The 2,918-nt window shown below is 72.2% G+C and carries 2 protein-coding genes; one reads left to right on the top strand and one right to left on the bottom strand.

The features are described 5' to 3' along the window. On the top strand, positions 1-923 hold a 923-nt coding region (locus tag RIF68_RS33075), incomplete at its 5' end, for a trypsin-like peptidase domain-containing protein (protein WP_309055118.1). A 140-nt stretch (positions 924-1,063) separates the two neighbouring features. Here the strand turns inward: RIF68_RS33075 and hflX are convergent. After that, positions 1,064-2,557 (bottom strand): GTPase HflX, encoded by a 1,494-nt coding sequence (gene hflX, locus RIF68_RS33070; RefSeq protein ID WP_309055116.1) that lies wholly within the window; start codon positions 2,555-2,557, stop codon positions 1,064-1,066. Between the last annotated feature and the right edge of the window lie 361 nt (positions 2,558-2,918).

Here is a 2,918-nt window from a genome sequence, read left to right as displayed (position 1 = left end):
AGACCTGGCTCCGTGAGGCCGAGGACTTCGTCAACCCGGTGATCGAGGGGCTCTGGGACCCGGAGCGCATGAAGACCGCGCAGAGCCCGGACCAGACGATCGCCCCGCAGGCCGGCACCGGCGGCACCGACCCGACGCCCCGCCCCGTCCGCGCGCAGCGCGAGAAGACCCCGTACCACCGCAACGCGGCCCCGGTCGGCAAGATCTTCTTCGACTCGCCGCAGGGCCACATGGTCTGCTCCGGCACCGTCGTGAAGGACCCGCGCCGCCCCGGGAAGTCCAATCTGGTCTGGACGGCCGGCCACTGCGTCCACGCGGGCCGCAAGGGCGGCTGGTTCCGCAACATCACCTTCGTCCCGGCCTACAACGACCTGGGCAAGTCGGCGTCGGCCCTGCGCGACGCCCGGCAGCACGAGATCGCTCCGTACGGCCAGTACTGGGCCGACTGGGCCGTCACCTCGAACGACTGGATCCGGCACGGCGGCACCCAGCAGGCCTGGCCGTACGACTACGCCGTGCTGCACGTGAAGCCGGAGCGGGGCCGCAAGTCCCTGGAGGAGACCGTCGGGGTCGCGCTGCCGGTCGACTTCTCGGCCCCGGCGCCCGCGCGGGCCGGGACGGTCGGCGCCTGGGGCTACCCGCAGGCCGCCCCGTACAACGGTCTGATCATGCACAAGTGCCTGGACCGGGCGACGCGGATGACGACGGCCCCGGCCACGCCCACCATGTACCGGATCGGCTGCACGATGACCGCGGGGTCGTCCGGCGGCGGCTGGTTCCGGGCCCTGCCGAACGGTACGACGGCCCTGGTGTCGAACACCTCCATCGGCCCGGCCGGCGGCAACGGCTGGCTCGCCGGACCGCAGCTGGGACGCGGAGCCAAGGCCGCCCACGACATGGTCAGCAAGAAGTTCGCCCGCTGACCCGTCCCGGACCGCCCGGACACACGAAGGCGCCGGTCACCCCGAGGGGTGACCGGCGCCTTTCACGTCTGCCCGGCCGGCACGCCACCGACCTCGCCCTCGGTTCCCGGCCCCACGGGCCGGGAACCGAGGGCGGTGGATCAGTGGGCGGCGGGAACGAACGGCGCGAGCAGCGCCGCCAGTTCGCCGTGGACCCGCGCCTTGAGCAGGGTGCCCTCCGGGGTGTGCTCCTCGAGGTCCACCTCGCCCTCGGCGTGGACCCGGGAGACGAGACCACCCTGCGTGTACGGCACGAGGGCCTCGATCTCGACCTCCGGGCGCGGCAGCTCGGTGTCGATGAGCGCGAGCAGCTCCTCGATGCCCTGACCCGAGCGGGCCGAGACGGCGATGGAGTGCTTCTCGACCCGCAGCAGGCGCTGGAGCACCAGCGGATCGGCCGCGTCCGCCTTGTTGACGACCACGATCTCCGGCACGTTCACCGCGCCGACCTCGCGGAAGACCTCGCGCACGGCGGCCAGCTGCTCCTCCGGTGCGGGGTGCGAACCGTCCACCACGTGCAGGATGAGGTCGGCGTCGGCGACCTCCTCCATGGTGGAGCGGAAGGCCTCGACCAGGTGGTGCGGCAGGTGCCGGACGAATCCGACGGTGTCGGCGAGGGTGTAGACGCGACCGGTGGGCGTCTCCGCCCGGCGGACGGTCGGGTCGAGGGTGGCGAACAGCGCGTTCTCCACCAGCACGCCCGCGCCGGTCAGCCGGTTGAGCAGGGACGACTTGCCGGCGTTGGTGTAGCCGGCGATGGCGACCGAGGGCACCTTGTTGCGCCGGCGCTCCTGCCGCTTGATGTCACGGCCGGTCTTCATCTCCGCGATCTCCCGGCGCATCTTCGCCATCTTCTCGCGGATCCGGCGCCGATCCGTCTCGATCTTGGTCTCACCGGGACCACGGGTGGCCATGCCGCCACCGCCGCCGCCACCCATCTGCCGGGAGAGCGACTGACCCCAGCCGCGCAGCCGCGGCAGCATGTACTGCATCTGCGCGAGGGCGACCTGCGCCTTGCCCTCTCGGGACTTGGCGTGCTGGGCGAAGATGTCGAGGATGAGGGCGGTCCGGTCGACCACCTTCACCTTGACGACGTCTTCGAGGGCGATGAGCTGGCCGGGGCTGAGCTCACCGTCGCAGACGACGGTGTCGGCTCCCGTCTCGACCACGATGTCCCGCAGCTCGCGGGCCTTGCCGGAGCCGATGAAGGTGGCCGGGTCCGGCTTGTCGCGGCGCTGGATGACGCCGTCGAGCACGAGGGCGCCCGCCGTCTCGGCGAGGGCCGCGAGCTCCGCCAGGGAGTTCTCCGCGTCCTGAACCGTCCCCGTGGTCCAGACACCGACCAGCACGACGCGCTCCAGGCGCAGCTGGCGGTACTCGACCTCGGTGACGTCCTCGAGCTCGGTGGAGAGGCCGGCGACGCGGCGCAGGGCCGCGCGCTCGGAGCGGTCGAACTGGTCGCCGTCCCGCTCTCCGTCGATCTCGTGGCTCCAGGCGACGTCCTCTTCCATCAGGGCATCGGCCCGAAGGCTCTCGGTGCGGCTCGTCTCCGCGAAGCTCTGCGCGTCCTGGGAAGGGGAAGAAGAGGAGGTCATTTGATCCTTACGTCGAAGAAGCGATGAGTCGCCCGGACGGTCCCGGGACGATTCCGTATCCGTGGCAACGCGTCACGGCCCCGGAAGATTCCCGGGCCCGCCGGCGGCGTCACCGACCCGTCGATGGTGTCACGGCCCGGCACGGCCCGTCATCCGGGTTTCCCCTGGTTCCCACGCACCGGCCCGCCGCGCGCGGGGCGGGCGCTCCCCGCGGGTCAGGCCGCCGGTTCCTCTGCGGGGTGGCTGCGCCAGTCCGGGTGACCGGGCATGGGCGGGGTGCTCTTCCCGTACAGCCAGCCCTGGAAGAAGGCGGTGAGGTCGCGGCCGGCGACCCGCTCGGCGAGGGCGGTGAAGTCGGCGG

Source organism: Streptomyces sp., from assembly GCF_031178505.1.
In the GTDB taxonomy this organism is placed as follows: domain Bacteria; phylum Actinomycetota; class Actinomycetes; order Streptomycetales; family Streptomycetaceae; genus Streptomyces; species Streptomyces gulbargensis.
The sequence above is the reverse complement of the archived record's forward strand: the minus strand, read 5'-3'. Positions and strand labels throughout refer to the sequence as shown.

Coding starts and splice junctions, on each gene's coding strand:
- hflX (WP_309055116.1), bottom strand. CDS start 2,557: ATGACCTCCTCTTCTTCCCCTTCCCAGGACGCGCAGAGCTTCGCGGAG.